This window comes from Alkalicoccobacillus porphyridii, from assembly GCF_007293315.1.
Lineage (GTDB): Bacteria > Bacillota > Bacilli > Bacillales > Bacillaceae_D > Alkalicoccobacillus > Alkalicoccobacillus porphyridii.
In genome coordinates, this window is record NZ_VLXZ01000003.1 from 290,357 (window position 1) to 306,630 (window position 16,274).

General features: G+C 40.7%; 16 protein-coding genes and 1 pseudogene. 5 read left to right on the top strand and 12 right to left on the bottom strand.

The genetic code is table 11. The features are described from left to right. Positions 1-30 precede the first annotated feature (30 nt). The 3 genes from hisD to FN960_RS06725 all read right to left on the bottom strand — a co-directional run bounded on the left by hisD (position 31) and on the right by FN960_RS06725 (position 2,331). Positions 31-1,305 (bottom strand): histidinol dehydrogenase, encoded by a 1,275-nt coding sequence (hisD, locus tag FN960_RS06715; protein ID WP_143847921.1) that lies wholly within the window; start codon positions 1,303-1,305, stop codon positions 31-33. A gap of 189 nt (positions 1,306-1,494) precedes the next feature. Beyond that, positions 1,495-1,710: a hypothetical protein gene (locus FN960_RS06720; protein ID WP_143847922.1), complete on the bottom strand. Its 216-nt coding sequence runs from the start codon at positions 1,708-1,710 to the stop codon at positions 1,495-1,497. Between the two features lie 234 nt (positions 1,711-1,944). Beyond that, on the bottom strand, positions 1,945-2,331 hold the full coding sequence (locus tag FN960_RS06725; protein WP_143847923.1) for a MerR family transcriptional regulator: 387 nt from the start codon (positions 2,329-2,331) through the stop codon (positions 1,945-1,947). 512 nt (positions 2,332-2,843) lie between these two features. Here FN960_RS06725 and FN960_RS06730 point away from each other — a divergent pair. Both FN960_RS06730 and FN960_RS06735 read left to right on the top strand, forming a co-directional pair. Beyond that, positions 2,844-3,884 (top strand): NAD(P)-dependent alcohol dehydrogenase, encoded by a 1,041-nt coding sequence (locus FN960_RS06730; RefSeq protein WP_143847924.1) that lies wholly within the window; start codon positions 2,844-2,846, stop codon positions 3,882-3,884. A gap of 126 nt (positions 3,885-4,010) precedes the next feature. After that, a complete protein-coding gene (locus FN960_RS06735) occupies positions 4,011-5,189 on the top strand; it encodes an MFS transporter (RefSeq protein ID WP_143847925.1) in 1,179 nt (392 codons plus the stop codon). A gap of 459 nt (positions 5,190-5,648) precedes the next feature. Here the strand turns inward: FN960_RS06735 and FN960_RS06740 are convergent. The 3 genes and pseudogenes from FN960_RS06740 to FN960_RS06750 all read right to left on the bottom strand — a co-directional run bounded on the left by FN960_RS06740 (position 5,649) and on the right by FN960_RS06750 (position 7,615). Next, positions 5,649-6,146: pseudogene (locus FN960_RS06740) on the bottom strand (methylated-DNA--[protein]-cysteine S-methyltransferase). Further along, entirely contained in the window at positions 6,130-7,047 is a 918-nt protein-coding gene (locus FN960_RS06745; RefSeq protein WP_143847926.1) for a DNA-3-methyladenine glycosylase family protein, read from the bottom strand. Before FN960_RS06745 ends, FN960_RS06740 begins: the two are co-directional and overlap by 17 nt. After that, a complete protein-coding gene (locus tag FN960_RS06750; RefSeq protein ID WP_143847927.1) occupies positions 7,034-7,615 on the bottom strand; it encodes a bifunctional transcriptional activator/DNA repair enzyme AdaA in 582 nt (193 codons plus the stop codon). Before FN960_RS06750 ends, FN960_RS06745 begins: the two co-directional genes overlap by 14 nt. A gap of 229 nt (positions 7,616-7,844) precedes the next feature. Here FN960_RS06750 and FN960_RS06755 point away from each other — a divergent pair, with 229 nt between their 5' ends. Together FN960_RS06755 and FN960_RS06760 are read left to right on the top strand one after the other, a co-directional pair. Then, positions 7,845-9,005 (top strand): mandelate racemase/muconate lactonizing enzyme family protein, encoded by a 1,161-nt coding sequence (locus tag FN960_RS06755; protein ID WP_143847928.1) that lies wholly within the window; start codon positions 7,845-7,847, stop codon positions 9,003-9,005. Between the two features lie 927 nt (positions 9,006-9,932). Next, positions 9,933-10,709 carry an SDR family oxidoreductase gene (locus FN960_RS06760; RefSeq protein WP_143847929.1) on the top strand — a complete coding sequence of 259 codons (777 nt, stop codon included), beginning with the start codon at positions 9,933-9,935 and terminating at the stop codon, positions 10,707-10,709. Between the two features lie 84 nt (positions 10,710-10,793). On the opposite strand, the gene FN960_RS06765 is transcribed toward FN960_RS06760, so the two are convergent. The 3 genes from FN960_RS06765 to FN960_RS06775 form a co-directional block, all read right to left on the bottom strand. Further along, positions 10,794-11,108 (bottom strand): hypothetical protein, encoded by a 315-nt coding sequence (locus tag FN960_RS06765; protein ID WP_143847930.1) that lies wholly within the window; start codon positions 11,106-11,108, stop codon positions 10,794-10,796. Between the two features lie 15 nt (positions 11,109-11,123). After that, positions 11,124-11,759, bottom strand: coding sequence for a YvcA-related protein (locus FN960_RS06770; protein ID WP_143847931.1), 636 nt, complete (start codon positions 11,757-11,759; stop codon positions 11,124-11,126). Positions 11,760-11,888: 129 nt separating this feature from the next. Next, positions 11,889-12,467: a TetR/AcrR family transcriptional regulator gene (locus FN960_RS06775; RefSeq protein ID WP_143847932.1), complete on the bottom strand. Its 579-nt coding sequence runs from the start codon at positions 12,465-12,467 to the stop codon at positions 11,889-11,891. 109 nt (positions 12,468-12,576) lie between these two features. Between FN960_RS06775 and FN960_RS06780 the strand changes: the two genes are divergently transcribed. Beyond that, the gene (locus tag FN960_RS06780) at positions 12,577-13,218 is read left to right on the top strand and encodes a YfzA family protein (RefSeq protein WP_143847933.1); all 642 of its coding nucleotides are present in this window, start codon (positions 12,577-12,579) and stop codon (positions 13,216-13,218) included. A gap of 191 nt (positions 13,219-13,409) precedes the next feature. On the opposite strand, the gene FN960_RS06785 is transcribed toward FN960_RS06780, so the two are convergent. From FN960_RS06785 to FN960_RS06795, 3 genes are read right to left on the bottom strand one after another with little or no spacing between them, the layout of a single operon-like run. After that, positions 13,410-13,739, bottom strand: a complete 330-nt coding sequence (locus tag FN960_RS06785; RefSeq protein WP_143847934.1) for a hypothetical protein — start codon at positions 13,737-13,739, stop codon at positions 13,410-13,412. A gap of 14 nt (positions 13,740-13,753) precedes the next feature. Beyond that, a complete protein-coding gene (locus tag FN960_RS06790) occupies positions 13,754-15,472 on the bottom strand; it encodes a DUF6792 domain-containing protein (protein ID WP_143847935.1) in 1,719 nt (572 codons plus the stop codon). A 24-nt stretch (positions 15,473-15,496) separates the two neighbouring features. Beyond that, positions 15,497-16,150 carry a YvcA-related protein gene (locus FN960_RS06795; protein WP_143847936.1) on the bottom strand — a complete coding sequence of 218 codons (654 nt, stop codon included), beginning with the start codon at positions 16,148-16,150 and terminating at the stop codon, positions 15,497-15,499. Positions 16,151-16,274 lie beyond the last annotated feature (124 nt).

Sequence of the window (16,274 nt, forward strand, 5' to 3'; positions counted from 1 at the left end):
GAAAGAGTATAGCACACCTAACGCGATTAATTAGTTCCCGTATCGTTTAACACGGAGAGTGGCCTGTGCTTTATGACCATGAAATCCTTCAAGCTCGCATAGACGTTCTGCATATCGGCCAATTTCTGCGCTTGCTTCTGGCGTGCACCGTTGATACGTACAGTTTTTCAAGAACTTACCAACCCACAATCCACCAGTGTAACGCGCAGCCTTTTTAGTAGGTAGCGTGTGGTTTGTACCAATCACCTTATCCCCGTACGCTACATTGGTTTCTGGTCCAAGGAACAGTCCTCCAAAATTGGTCATATTCTCTAAGAAATAATTCGGATCCTTTGTCAGCACCTGAACATGCTCATAAGCCAGCTTATCAGCCTCAATGACCGCTTCTTCAAGGCTATCAACTAGAATAATAGATCCATTATCCTGCCAAGCCACTCTTGCAATATCAGCAGTCGGAAGAGTTTCTAGCTGTCTTTCAATCTCAGTTAACGTCTCCTCAGCAAGCTGCTTTGACGTAGTAATAAGCGCTCCCGGAGAAGTAGGACCATGCTCTGCCTGGCCAAGAATATCTGTAGCAACCATCTCTGCATCAGCCGTCTCGTCTGCAATGATTAAGGTTTCTGTAGGACCAGCAAACAAGTCGATTCCAACTCGACCAAACAGCTGTCTTTTTGTTTCTGCAACAAAGGCATTTCCTGGACCAACAAGCATGTCGACTGGCTCCATGTTCTCTGTTCCAATGGCCATCGCTGCCATTGCTTGAACGCCACCTAGAATATAAATCTCATCTGCTCCCGCCATATGCATGGCTGCAACCGTAGCCGCAGGGATCTCTCCGTTAATTGGAGGAGTGCACCCAATGACTCTTTTTACGCCAGCTACTTTTGCCGTTAATATGCTCATATGAGAAGAGGCGACCATTGGGTAACGACCACCTGGAATATAGCAGCCTACACTATTAACCGGAATGTTTTTATGACCTAGAAATACACCAGGTCTTGTTTCAATTTCAATATCTTGAATCGATTTTCTCTGCTCCCTTGCAAAGTTACCAATCTGCTCTTGTGCAAACTGAATATCATGAATGGTCTGCTCTGGCAAAGAATCTATTATTTCTTTTATCTCTTCTTCATTTAGAAGAAAGGATTTCGGAGACCACTTATCAAATTTCTCCGAAAGATCTCGAACCGCCTTTTCCCCTTCATTTTCAATTCGATCAATTAATTCTTTCACCGTATTTTCAACCTTAGAGTTAGACTCCTGAAGCTCTAATTCACTTTTTCCTGTTTTCAAAAATTCAGCCATTTAAATTCCTCCTATCTTTTGAATACGTATGCAAAAATCTCATAACTGAATACGTATGCAACTATAGGCAAAAGTATAATCGATCCAGGTTCATCTGTAAACCCTTACATATCTATTTCTTTTAGATAATTATTATCACAATTAAATAACCCATCTACACCATACAATGTAAATGGGTTCATACAACGTTTATAGCTCCTTTACTTCTCCTTCTGCCTCGACTTCCTCTTTCACTTCTATGGGCAACGTTTTTTCCTCTGTTAGCAAGGCAAGGGCTAAGGCAAAAAAAGCGAGACCTGTCACTGTGCTACCTATGATTGTCGGCACACTTATTTCTGAAATAAGTAATAGACTGACTGTGACAATGAGCGCTGGAGTGATCATTAAAATTTTTTTTTGATTCAATGCAAAAACCCTTTCTATGTTTTCATTCAAATCGAACCAGCCTGGCTTTTAGTTCCATTGGAGGTGCCGTAGTGTATCAAGACCGCCACCATCCTTGCTCAAATTTTTTCGTTAGAATGTACTTGTTATGTAGCCGATTCATTAGAAGTTAAAACCTTTAAAGGTTCCTATAAAATGAAAAAATAAAAAAGAGGCGCTTTAGGCCCCTTTCAAAAAAGAATTAAAAATGTTATTTTACGTAAACTCACGGAGTCCCTTTTCTGTCGGAACCATGTGGCTTTCATAGTTGTGGACTTTAAATTTTAAGCGATCGACAGCTCGTTGCATGGTATCTATTCGATGCTGTAAATCCTCAAGTTGACCATTTAAAATATCTAAACGTGCAGGGATCGTGCTATCATCACTATCTTTAAATAGCGAGATGTATTCAATAAGTGCCTCGATTGAAAGCCCTGCATCTCGCATATGTCGAGAAAACTCAATCCAGCGAATATCTTCGTCATCAAAGACTCGTACCCCGTTAATATTCCTTTTCACTGTAGGGATTAGTCCAATACGCTCGTAGTATCTAATCGTATCTGCTGAAACACCTGTTTTTTCACTAACAGCTTTAATGTTCATCTAATCACCTTTCTTATTTTGTTTGATTTTAAGGACTAATTTCAATACCGATCTAAACAAGCGAACGAAAATGGAGGGCCGACACCTGCGGGATAAAAAGGAGGCAACTGAAAAAGTCATGTAAGAATGGCTGAATGGAGCCGCTACAGGAGAGCCCTACGCTTTCCGCGGGAACGGCCTCAGCCCTCGAAGTGGAAGACCACCACTTCGAGGTCTTCAGACTCGTTCTGTTCCGCAGGAGTCTACGGGTTCACACCCGCTAACGTTCTGACTTAAATAATTGAAAAAAGTGCGCAATCTTATTGCGCAGTCTTATTGCGCAGTCTTATAAAGACGTTTTTCAGTGGCCTCGTTAAAGTATAAACCTTGAAGTGGACTCCAAGACAAGGAAATGTAATAGCTATCAAACATTTCAAATACTAAACTCCTCTGCTTGACTTAGAGTGAACTCCAGGGCTTAGTCTAAGCTAAAAGAGGGTACAGCTCTCTTAACCATAAGGAGGTAGTTTATAGTGATAAAAGCAAAAGCACGAGCAGTAGATGGACCCGATCAATCCTTCAGAGTCGCAGAAATTAATAGAAGAGATTTAGATTTGCACGATGTCCTCATAGAAATCAAATATGCAGGGATTTGTCATTCAGATATTCATACGGCTCATGGAGAATGGGGAGAGGTAAACTATCCCTTAGTCCCTGGGCACGAGATTGCTGGTGTTGTTACAGAGATTGGACCCGAAGTTACCCAGTATAAAGTCGGTGACCGTGTAGGGGTAGGCTGTATGGTTGATTCATGCGGAACCTGCGAGAATTGCCTAGAAGGTGAAGAGCAATACTGTTTAAAAGGAAATGTACCTACTTATGCGGGTGTAGACAAGTATGGTGAGCCCACACAAGGTGGCTATTCAACACATATCGTTGTCACCGAAGGGTTTGTTGTAAAAATCCCAGACAATATTGAACTTGATGCAGCTGCGCCCCTTCTTTGTGCGGGCATTACAACCTATTCTCCATTAGTAAGATGGGGAGCAGGACCAGGTAAAAAAGTGGCCGTTGTTGGTATGGGGGGCCTTGGTCACATGGCTGTTAAGATTGCTCACGCCATGGGAGCCGAGGTAACCGTACTTTCACAAACACTAAATAAAAAAGAAGACGGATTACAATTTGGTGCTGCCCACTATTATGCAACAAGTGAACCTGACACATTCACTCAGCTAGCTGGTACGTTTGATTTGATTATTAATACAGTCAGCGCAGAGATTGATATGAATGCGTACCTCTCATTACTTACTCTTAATGGCACGTTAGTTAACGTCGGAGCACCTGGCGAACCTCTGTCATTAAATGTGATGTCACTCATTAGTCATCGCAGATCATTTGCAGGTTCAATGATCGGTGGAATAAGAGAAACCCAAGAAATGCTCGATTTTTGTGCCAAGCATGATATCACACCGAATATTGAAGTGATTTCTGCTGATGACATCGACCATGCGTATAAACGTGTGTTAGCTTCAGATGTTAAATACCGTTTTGTGATTGATACGAGTACACTGTAAACGAATAAAAAAATGCTAGCCCCACCTACTTAGGATGGGAGCTAGCATTTTTTATACCATCCAACTTCTACGCTTCGACCGTAAATCCATGATATGATGCTTAATGATATGGATGGAGGATGCAACATGAACACACATCGTTGGATGAGTACGCGCTTTTTTAGTTTCTTTTTAACATGGGGAATTTTCCTGCCTTATTGGACGGGCTGGCTCGTTTATTCAAAGGAATTATCAGTCACTGATGCGAGCCTAATTATGAGTATGGGGTTGATCGCAAGAGGACTTTCTACGTTGTTTGCTTTTCCCTATCTATCAGGTAGGTTCAGTAATAAAATCATTTTACGAGCTGCTGGGGTAGGTACACTTGCCTCAGTTCTCTGCTATATTCCCGCACAATCGTTTAGTCAATTATTAATTGTCACGATTCTATTTCATCTATTCTATCCGCCATTAATGCCAATTTTAGATACAGCGGCAGGCATGCTTGTTCAGCATAAGCAGCTACAGCATTACGGAAAAAGCAGGCAGTGGGGATCAATCGGATTTGTAGCCGTTGGAATCGTACTAACACTTTTCATCGCCACCTTTGGAGATGACGTTATATATTATGCCTTGCTACTGGGTGTTGCTGCTTTAGTCTACCTTAGCCTTCGACCTGCGCCAGCTATTTTATCTAAAAAGCCACCCTCAACCCTAATAAAGACGGGCGGTTTGCTTAAAATGTTTCATATGAAACATTTCTGGTTAGTATTACTGATTGTTATTTTGATACAGGCTGCACACGCCTCCTATTATAATTATGGTTATCTCTATTTACAGGAAATTGAAACACCTGGCTACTTAATTGGGGTTATTATTAACATCGCAGTGCTTGCAGAAATCGTTTTTTTTGCCATGGCCGATCGACGGTTTCAACGGTTTTCCATTGGCTCGCTATTAGCACTAGCAGCTTTTGGTGCAACATTGAGGTGGGTGCTTGTATTTGCCTTTCCAAATGTCTGGGTCTTCTCAATTGCCCAGCTTCTACACGCCTGCTCCTTTGCAATGGCTCATTATGCCTTTATGCAATATCTAATACAAAATGTTGCATCCGAGCTTATTCCTAAAGTTCAAGGCCTTTATTCAGCTCTTGCTCTTAGCTGGAGTACAGCGGTGTTTACGCTATTTGGTGGATATTTATATGCAATTGAACCGGGATATGCATTTTTGGGCATGGTTGTGAGTACGGTGCCGGCATTGGTATTGGCCCTTATTTATCGACGAGTGGGCGAGCCTGAGGTTTTTATGGATAGAGGGCAGCATTGATTCGTTTCTTCTGCTGCCGCTCCTGAAAATGGAGGCACTTACCTGAGGAAAGGTAATGAGATAACCCGACTACGTCGATTTATCTCATTGAATCTTTTTATCCCGCAGGTGTCGGCCCTCCATTTTCGTCCGCCAAACACTTATCAAGAACAATCCACATAATACCAAGAGAGAAACGGATTTTATCAAGTAAATTCATTATGTTAGCAAGAAGCAACCGGCGTTACCAAGACGAATGGATATATAATCAAGAGAATCGGGACTTTTACCAAGCTCTGAGGTCACTTACCAAGAGCTTCTCATGCTTTAACAAGAGGAATTCATATTTACCAAGACCCCCTCCGCCTCCACAAAAAAGAGGAAACGGCCCCCGTCTCCCCTTTACCAACTTCTCTTATCTCCAAAACGTAATCTGCTCTGCATGGATTTGGCAGGCACCATTAAAAAGGACAGCGGGCATTAATCTGCCGCTGTCCTTTTTCCATTATGCTTTTGTTCGTGATTAAGCAACCATTCCTTACGCCATACTTCGCCCGCATAGCCCGTCAAAGTCCCGTTTGAGCCGATAATGCGATGACAGGGAATAACGATACTCAGCACATTTTTCCCATTTGCATTTCCTACTGCCCGAACGGCTTTTTCTTTTCCAATGCTCGTAGCTAACTCCTTGTATGTGCTCGTCTTCGCATAGGAAATGGCTTCCAGTGCCATTCACGTACTCCTCTGAAAATCCGTGCCCTGCACTTCATAAGGAAACGTAAACTCCATCCGCTGCCCTTTAAAATATTCATCAAGCTGCTGATAGCATGTTCTAAGAACAGATGGTGTATCTGAGCATGGTTTTTGATCAGATAGCCCCTTTTTTGAAAACATAATAGATGTTATCACTTCTGTTGTACCAATGATCTCGATCACACCAATAGGAGAGGTGTAGTCTACCTTATACAAAACTGTCATACAATGACCTCCAAAGATAAAAGACGGCATATGCCTGCCAGCCTTCCCAGTTTACAGCGTATGATTGGATTTCCTCTATAGATGGCTTTTGTTCCAAGCCTAATTGATGCTGTAACGCCTGGTGTAAGCCAACATCCGCAATCGGAAAAGCCGATGGAATGTGCAGGCATTTCATCATGACGTAATCAGCGGTCCAAGCTCCTACGCCTCTGATGTTGGTGAGTTCTTTATGAAGCTCATGCTGATCCATCCCTTGTAGGGTCTCTTTTGTTAATGAACCCTCGGCCATCATTTCAGCGATTCCAGTGATGTATTCAGCCTTTCTTGCACTGAACTGAAGCTCGCGAAGCTCAGCTACTTCCACGGAAGCTATCTGCTCTGCTGATGGGAATATCCAATATGTTTCTCCACTGTCGGAAAAACTCTCTCCATATTGTTCAACAAACCGTTTCTTTAATGTATAAGCAAACGTCAAATTAATTTGCTGGCCTAAAATGGCCCAAACCAACGCTTCAAATAAATCAGGCATACAGATGATACGAAGACCAAAATAGCTGTGAGCTAGTTTTTGCAAGATTGGATCCTGCTCCGCCACATAATAAAAAGCAGCAAGATCCTGGTCTAGGTCAAACCATTCCCAAACAAAAGCAGCAATCTCCTCACGAGTAGCTGCAGATGAGATGTCACCGTGAAGAAAATCTATCCTTATCACTTTATCAGCCGATGTAACACGGATAAGTATGTTTGATTTATTTAGATTAAGGAGCTTATAAACCGCCTCTTCTGTTGTACGATGTAATACTTCATGATCGGCTCTGCCTAAAAATACTAAACACTCCTCAAAGCAAAATTCAGGCGGAGGAAGTAGTTCCACATATGTTTCATAATCAATCCAGTTCATATATGAGTCGCCTCCTGTACTCGCTGGGAGAGCAGTTCTTTACACGTCGAAACACCTGATAGAAGGTCGACGGACTTTGGAACCCAACCTCATAACATATCTCAAGATTGGTTTGCTTTGTATGTGTTAGGAGATAGGCCGCCTTATCAATTCGTATTTTGTCTATATACGTGCGAGGCGTTTCCGACATCTCCTGTTTAAATAAACGCTCTAAATAAAATGGACTGACCCCAACATGCAAAGCAATATCGCGTAGCTGCAATGGCTTCTGATACTCATTTATTAAAAATGATGTCACCTGTCTAATTAGCTGGCGGTGCGGCGACTCCTCTCGCTCAGGCTGGCATCTTTTACACGCACGGTATCCTGCCTCCTCAGCTTGCTCTTTCTCCAGATAAAATTCCACATTCACTTTCTTAGGCTTCCTTGATCGACAGGAAGGCCGACAATAGATTTTTGTCGTTTTTACTGCAGTAAAGAACAAACCATCATAGGAAGCATCGCAATCCAAAATATGATCCCACATCTCTTCAAATGAAAGCTGGCCTACCCTATTACTCGTTTCCATTCACCTATGCCTCCCTATCTAATCGAGGTACCCTCTAATGTGCTTATCTTAACAAGAATGCATGACCCATTTCATCCTAATTCTTGCGCTTATGGTCTGAGAATATGTAAAGTTTAATACACTGACATGATAGAAATGAACGTTATTTTTCTCCATCAAGGTTAAATCTTTTTTAAGTAGGTTATAGAGAACTAGTTGGGCTACTATTTTTAAAAGGGAGCGAAATGTTATGAGAATTGTTGATGTTCAAGAAAAAGCGGTACCTATTAGTAGTACGATTAGCAATGCATTTATTGATTTTAGTAAAATGAACGCTTCGATTGTTGCTGTGAAGACGGATGTCATTCGAGATGGAAAGCCCGTTGTGGGTTATGGATTTAATTCAAATGGCCGCTACGCCCCTAGTGGTATTTTAAGAGAACGCTTTATCCCTCGTCTATTAGAAGCAAGCCCCGATGAGATGTTAAATGAAGCTGGTACGAACCTATCCCCAGAGAAGATCTATGACATTCTAATGCAAAATGAAAAGCCCGGTGGTCACGGGGAACGAACGGTTGCAGTGGGAACGCTAGATATGGCAATCTGGGATGCTGTAGCCAAAATTGAAGAGGTCCCACTTTACCAATTATTAGCGGACCAGTATGGTGATGGCACAATTGATGAAAAAGTATTTGTGTATGCAGCAGGTGGCTACTACATGCCAGACAAAGGTCTTTCTGAGCTAAAGGATGAGATGAAAACGTACTTGGACATGGGCTATTCAAAAGTAAAAATGAAGGTTGGTGGCGTTCCGTTAGAGGAGGATTTGAAACGAATTGAAGCCGTCATTGAAGTGGTTGGCTCTGGAGATAATCTCATGGTAGATGTGAACGGACGTTTTAACCTAGAAGAAGCCATTCGCTTTGGAGAAGCGATTAAAGATTATAAGCTGTTCTGGTACGAGGAAGTTGGCGATCCTCTTGATTACAAACTGCAGGAGGAGCTCTCAAAAGTCTACCCTCATGCCATTGCAACCGGCGAGAATCTCTTCTCTGTTCAGGATGCAACCAATCTTATTCGCTACGCCGGCATGAACCCAAAAACCGACTTTCTTCAGTTTGACTGTGCCCTCAGCTACGGACTGGTCGAGTATATGAAAATACTTAACATGTTGGACGAGCACGGTTGGTCCTCCCGCAACTGCATCCCACATGGAGGACATCAAATGTCGCTTAATATAGCTGCCGGACTACATTTATATGGAAACGAATCCTACCCAGGTGTGTTCCAACCATTCGGCGGATTTGCGGACGGACATTCTGTAGAGGATGGGTTTGTTACACTGCCTGATGCCCCAGGGGTTGGCTTTGAGGCGAAGAATAACTTGTATGATTTATTAAAAACGTTGTAGAGAGTATTGGAAACGAACAAACCGTTCGTTTCTTTTGGAGTGGGGGCGGCTCTTGCTTTGACGCTCGTTCCTCTTGGTATCCGGAGCTTCTTTCTTTGTATCAGGAGGGGGCTCTTGCTTTGGCCCTTGTTCTTCTTGGTATCCGGAGCTCCTTTCTTGGTATCGAGTGATGGCTCTTGCTTTGGCCCTCGTTCTTCTTGGTATGCAGGGCTTCTTTCTTGGTATCGAGGGTGGGCTCTTGCTTTGGCCCTTGTTCTTCTTGGTATCCGGAGCTCCTTTCTTGGTATCGAGAGTTGGCTCTTGCTTTGACGCTTGTTCCTCTTAGTATGCAGGGTTTCTTTCTTGGTATCGGGGGTGGGCTCTTGCTTTGACGCTCGTTTCCTCTTAGTATGCAGGGTTTCTTTATTGGTATAGGGGGTGGGCTCTTGCTTTGGCCCTTGTTCCTCTTGGTATGCGGAGCTTTTTTCTTGGTATCAGTGATTGCCTCTTGCTTGACGCTCGTTCCACTTGTTATGCGGAGCTCCTTTTTTGGTATCGGGGGTTGCCTCTTGCTTTGACGCTCGTTCCTCTTGGTATGCGGGGCTTCTTTCTTGGTATCGGAGGTGGCCTCTTGCTTTGGCCCTTGTTCCTCTTGGTATGCAAGGCTTCTTTCTTGGTATCGAGAGTTAGCGCTTGCTTTGGCCCTCGTTCCTCTTGGTATATAGGGCTTCTTTCTTGGTATCAGGAGGAGGCTCTTGCTTTGGCCCTTGTTCTTCTTGGTATGCGGAACTTCTTTCTTGGTATCGAGGGATGGCTCTTGCTTTGACGCTCGATCTTTATTTTGTACAATTTACCAACTGCCATTCTTGACACATAAAATGAAACCGCTTTAAACTGAAATGGAAATGACATAAATGGGAAAAACGAATAAGGAAGGATGTGTGGAACGTGAGTATTATTGAAAAGTTTAAACTAACCGGAAAAAAAGCCTATGTAACAGGAGGTGCAAGAGGTATTGGCAAAAACATCGCTACCGCTCTTGCAGAGGCAGGTGCAGACGTAGCCATTGTTGACCTTGATTTGGACGAAGCTCAAAAGGTTGCCACCTCCATTCAAGAAGCAACTGGAGCCCAAGCCATTGCCGTTCAAGCAGACGTTACGAAAGCCAATGATGTTAACCATATGATTGATCAAATCGTCACTCAGTTCGGCACCATTGATATCGCCTTTAATAATGCTGGTATCTGTATAAATGCTCCAGCCGAAGAGATGACCTTGGAACAATGGAAGCAAGTCATTGATATTAACTTAACCGGCGTGTTTCTAACCTCTCAAGCAGCCGGAAAGGTCATGATCAAACAAGGAAGCGGCTCAATCATTAATACAGCATCTATGTCAGCACATATCGTCAACTTCCCCCAGCCACAAGTCTCGTACAATGCCTCTAAAGCAGGCGTCATCCAGCTAAGTAAATCACTTGCTGTAGAGTGGGCCAAAAAAGGTGTACGCGTCAATACCATCAGCCCAGGATATATTGGAACAGAATTAACGCTTAACTCACCCGATCTGCAACCTCTTATTAAAGAATGGGAAAGCGTATCACCTTTAGGTCGCATCGGCAAGCCAGAAGAGCTACAAGCTATCGCCGTCTACCTAGCAGGGGACGCCAGCTCCTTTACTACCGGATCTGACTTTGTTATTGATGGGGCTTTTACGAGTATCTAGCTAGCGGCCACACATTCTGGTTAATTCTTTCGTTTTCGTCTACATTGAAAATGATAATTAGATAGAAAAGGGACTCACGCTTGCTCATGAGTCCCTTTCTTTATGAACGATTATTTTTAAGTAAACTGTTGTAGTCAAAATAAATAATAGATAGAACCAAATGATAAGTTCACCTACACTCTTAATAGAAAAAGGCAAACTAAAAAAGGTGACTGCCATTATGACAGAGTAAACTCCATAGCTTTTAGCAATCTTACCTTTATTTGCAGCATTCAATCCCTTCAAAAATACCAATGAAAAGAATGAAATGAACGCTACTTTCCTTTTTACACCCACTAAATAAGAGAGCAAAAAAAGTACTAGAGACAAGATAGTACAAATTAAAAAACCTTCAGGCATGGTAGACTCCTTTTGCTATTGCAAGTACTCACTAAGCTGAAAAGACTGGATGAGCTTATCAAAGGTTTCTCGTTCCGCTGAAGAGCTTGTCGTATAAATGATCGTGAATGCTTGAGAATCCTCTTCCTCTTCTGGGAAAATATATGCCCAATAAATTTGATTTTCTTCTTCCTCAAGTGCACCTGTAAAATATCTCATGCCTTGCTCCATTTCATGGTTCACAACACCGTTATAATTGAGAGAATCAGTGAACTCTCCAACATGACCATCTCTTAATTCCTCTGTCACACCACGATCATACGTAAGCTCTACAATTAGTTCCTCTTGTTCACCCACAGAATACACAAAAGCTTCTTCGCTATCATCTATTACCGTATGTGCGTCTTCATCCATCACTGCATCACGTGGAATAAGCATATCAAACCCATCCAGCTCTCCACGCATTCGATAAAAGCCTTCTTCCTCTTCTTCGTTTGATACAAGGAATTGCTGTGTGTACTCATCTTCAACAGCCCGTCCATCCTCATTCTCCTCTAGAATCTCTTCCTGAACATCAGGCTCACTCTCTGGCTCTTGAATCGTTTCAGCCTCACTACATCCGAGCAATAGCCCAGCACACAACATACCAATTGCAGCTGTCCTCCATTTCATCGTAGAACTCCTCTCAAATGGTCTTAATACGTTTTATCCATAGTTACTCTACTTCCACAGAAAGTGAAATTTCCCTTTAATTAAAATGTATAGACTGCTCCATTTTTTGATGTATGGAACAGCCTAAGGTTAATTCATAATGTATTTTAAATAATCTTTTATAATCTCCTTACTCTGTTCTCTATTCACTAGATGTGGTTCTAAGTAGAGATTCAAAGCTAATCCATTTATAAAAGCATATAGCTTTTCTTTTTCTTTCTCTTCATCTACATCTTTAAGCAGTGATTCATTTTTTAAAAACACGATTGCAGCTTTAATGGCCTTTTCGAGCTCCTCATTATTAACAGTAAATCCTTTTTCCGTTTTTCCATATGTGATAAAAGCAAACCAAACCTCCATTTCTAATAGAGTCTGTTTGTCAGTAGGGATAAATTCCAAGAGGTATTCCACCACTTTATCTTTTGGCTCCATCTGTTTGTTATCCAGCTTGATTAATCTGGTGACCAGCTGTTCCTTTACTAGCTCCATGGCAAACGTTAATAGGCCCTCTTGTTTGGAAAAATAGTGTCGTAAAGCCCCTTGTGACAACCCAGCTTCACTAGCGATTGTCCTAGATGTGGCATGATGAATACCCTGTTCACTAATGACTTTCCACGTCGCTTGAGCAATTAATTGCTTTCTTTTTGTATGATCAACTATTTTTGGCATACATGTAGAATATCATTTATTTTAACTCAAGTGAATTAAAAAATTGATCCTACGCTCTTTTTATGTTATGTTTTAAATAATTCAACTGAGTTAAAAAGAGGTGTTACAAATGAATCAATGGATTATCAATGTCCAGTGGGAACTATTTATTGCCATTGAAGTATTAGGATTTATCTCTCTCTTATTATTTGGTTACATCAGATATAAATTAAAAAAACCTAACCTATCTAAAGGATTTATCATAAGTTTTATTGCTTTAACTGTATTAGAGATGATATTAGCTTGGTATGTTTATTCGTTAACAGGCGAGATCTCTGCGTTCCAGATCATTATTAGCCTGTTTGTTTTATACGCAGTGACGTTTGGAGTGCGAGACTTTAAGAAGCTCGACAGATGGATGAGAAAGAAAATTGATGAAGACAATCTTATAACTGACGCGGACTATCGAGAAATGGCGAAGCAAAAAGATTCACGATATCAAGCCAAATACTATGCCATTTCATGGGTATCTCATCTACTTATTTTTCTAGGGACACAAGTATTATTTTTTGGTCTTAGTGGACTTAGCTTTGAGGAATCAATGGCTTATTTATCAGATTTAGGTTGGATGGGTAGCGAAAGCTTTGAAGAAACACCTTATGCTAATCAAGCGTTCCACTCAACCTCAATGATATGGGGAATTATTCTAGTGGTCGATGCCATTATATCTGCAACCTATGTGTTCCAAAAAAAAGATAAAAAGGGTGATTAAGTCGATGTATAAGTTTTTTTATGTATTACTCATCTCACTTGTAGCTGACTCGTATTGATCTTCTGTTGCACACGCTACTAGTATACCTGTACATACACATATCATAGCTAGCATCCATTTCAATAGCCCACCTTCCTTTCCCGTGAACAAAACAGCTATCAGTGAGAAGAAGCTGTTTAACTCTTGAAATGTTAATCTTTTGGCACCTGCATATACGTAATAGTATAGGGCTGTGTTTTCATATCATTTACCTGTTGCTCATACTTTTGATGAAATGTAATGAATTCATCAAGGGCCGTTTGCAAACGTTCTTGTCCTTTTATTGTGCTCTCCTCAACGGCTTCAATTGTAGCTAAAATGGATTCCCCTTCACTTGAATCAAGGATACCTTTGACTTTATGTTGCAAGCCGCCTAGACCACTCATCATCTCCTGAACATGGTGGGCGACATGATTTCTCTTTTGATCATAACAAGCTTCTCCTTCAAGTTTATAAGTCCCTCTTAAACCATAAGTCTCCAATATCATTACCTCCTTTAAATCTCACCAGATAGATATTTAAACATACCAGCAACATTATGATCCCTATCAAAAATTAATTCAATTCCTTCCCGCATCGCATTAGCAGTTGTTTCAATTTTTTCTCGATTCATCCGGGACATAACAGCTAGGCCTTCAATAGGAGGATCTATCAGTGCATTAAACTCCTCATGAAACCTTAAATTTTCTATTAACCCATGATTACTTGAAGGAATGAGATGTTGATAGGCACGATAGTTACTTTCCATCGTATTCATTTTTTGTATTAATGTTTGTTTTTTATTTTCGTAAGCATCTACATATATTTGTTGAATCATAGCTTGGTAAGTTTCCACCATATTCTCTTGATTATTTAAAACATCAATCATAGCCTCATACGCATCTAAAGTTCTTGATAGATTTAACTTAATATGATTCTGACCGCCCCGACCTTCGATTAATTCAAGATACATTTCATCATTCTGATAGAACTTCCCTTCTGATAATTCATTCATCAAAGCTTCAAGACTGTGATGTTTGTAGGCTGCTTCTGCTACACCTTCAAAGTGTTCTTGAATTCTATCGATAGCGCCTTTCATATTCATTTGGTATTGATAAAATGTCACTACACCATCAGTGATCATTCTAAGACCACTTGTCCCCTCTCCTTCATATGCTCGTAAATAAATAACCTCCACACTATTTAATAATGTATCAAGATCTTCATTCATTTCTTTCGCTTCTTTAGAAGAAAGATAACCAGACTTCTCCAAACCTTCTACTAGACCTACCATTGAACTCTTTAATGAATCAAAATCAATTGGATCTGAACCAGGTTGGTTTTTGTAAAAAGATAAGGCCGCTTCTTTTGCTGCTTCAATTGCCCCATCCCTACCATCTTCGGCGTATACTTCACCGAATGGAGCGAGAAATTCACTAAGAAGACGTAAATCTTCTTGCGGTATGGCCTCGACAGCTTGAACAAACCCAGAGTTTTGACTATCTGTCTCATACTCCGACACATTACCCACTACAAACATTCCGGGAAATGCGTCTAACGCGTAAAGAAAGTCACTTGTTGAGCGGGATTGATTGATATTGATGCCCTTTTCCTTATAGTACTCTACTGCGAATTCCTCTATTTCATGAGGAGGAATGGATCGAATATCAGAATCTCTATATTTATTAATTATTTCCCTTCTAAATTTCAAATCAATTTCGTTTTGCTGATAAACATTGGACTGAGCTCCATTAAAAGTATCAATTGATTCAAATGTATTAGAGTTTAATTGCATCGAGGATAAAGTGTTATGTGCCTTAGAATGTCCCAATCCATAAAACACTATTTCTCCACCATAAACTTTTTCTACTTCTTTTAAAAACACACTAGATTCTCTAGCATATTCTGCACCACCACTCCCAACTCCAACTCCAAAAATGTTATCTACCCAATCTTCGGAAGACACACTCCCTCTAGAAATAAAAACTAAATCAGTCTGTTCTTCCTCTTTAAACACTAAAGCTGTACCTTTAGCGTCTGTACTAAACTCTTGTTTATCGTTAGGGTTGTTCATGTGATGAATATCAAAATCCTTTTCAAGAGATCTACCCTTCTCTTCTAGATATATCCTTTGTATAGCTTCTTTTATTTCTTCATTACTCATATTTGGAAATTCATATTCTAAATCTACAATTCTCATCTGCAACACTTCATCCACAAGAATTGAATTCTGCACATCTATTCCCCCATTTATTCAACCTTAAAAAGTTAAAGATCTGATAATGTCATCAAATATCTTTTTATGATCCTCAATATTAATTTCATTATTATCTTCACTAATCGCAGTAATGTTATAGATTAATGATATTGCTTCTTCAGATTCATCTGAAAAAACATAAGCCCAAAGAACATAGAATGACGGATTATCTTCATATTCTTCTTCAAAGAAACCTTGATATATTGTAGTTAGTTCAACCTCTTCACTTTTAATCTCACCATCATAATCTAAACCCTCAACAAAACTCTCTAAGTATGACTCCCGAAGATCAGTTGAGAAATCTCTGTGGTAATAAATATCAAAGCTTAGATTATAGTTGTCATCTTTATTAATATCCCAAAATATGAACTTTTCTACTGCATTATCTGTTATCCTATAATCTTTGTGATCAACCACCGCATCCCTCGGTATCAACATCTCAAACCCACCTAACTCCCCACGCATACGGTAAAATCCTTCTTCCTCTTCTTCATTGGATACGAGGAATTGGCTTGTAAATTCGTCTTCTGCTGCTTTACCCATGTCTTCTTCAGCTCCTTGCTCGTTATCATTTGGTATGGGTTCAGGCTCATTTGCGTTCCCGCATCCCATTAGTAAAGCACTGGAAAGTATACCGGCCACTATCAATCGCTTCATCTTGTTGTCTCCCTTTTTTGGTTGAAGGTTTTATGTTCATCCCTTACATAAATTGTCTATTTTATTCCACTACCCTTATCCAAGCATATAAAAACCTAAATTTTCCTTCAAGTGGAATTCCCTG